General features: G+C 46.1%; 1 protein-coding gene. It reads right to left on the bottom strand.

Translation table 11 applies throughout. The annotated features are described in order from the left end of the window. The coding region (locus tag HCR01_RS38275; protein WP_193201059.1) for a hypothetical protein at nucleotides 1-371 on the bottom strand (371 nt) is incomplete at its 3' end. Nucleotides 372-501 lie beyond the last annotated feature (130 nt).

The following is a 501-nucleotide window of genomic DNA, read 5'->3' as shown; positions in this document are numbered from 1 at the left end:
TCTTCCATGTCGCGCCGAACTTGAAGACTGGTTAAGGAGATTTTTGCAGTATGTATAATATTAGTCACATTATCTCTACTCCGTTTGGAGTGTTCAGCGTAGCGCAAACAATCAGCAATTCGTTGCAGCCACTTGTGCGCCTCTGACAAGTCAGACGCTAGAGCATCAGTGCTGCTTAAGGCATGGTCAATCCATACTGACAAAACAGACAAATAATCTGTGTCTATCTCTCGGCATGGTAAACTGCGTAGTATCTGCCCAATTGCTGATAGTTGCTGATAGCCGCTTAACCCGCCCCACCTAAAAGGTTTGCGACTGGTGCGATTGACACAATCTTTAATGGCAGCTCGAATCTGGGACTCCACTGCCATTAACTCTGCGTCTCGTGAAAAATAGGGGATTGCTGAAAAATGGGGGTACTGTCTGGCTGTTGTTCGCAACTTGGGTCTTGGAGTCTTTCAGAGTACTTAGGCACTTTTGGCAATCCATCTAAATCTGCCT

Source organism: Nostoc sp. MG11, from assembly GCF_014904695.1.
Classification (GTDB): domain Bacteria; phylum Cyanobacteriota; class Cyanobacteriia; order Cyanobacteriales; family Nostocaceae; genus Komarekiella.
The sequence above is the reverse complement of the archived record's forward strand: the minus strand, read 5'-3'. Positions and strand labels throughout refer to the sequence as shown.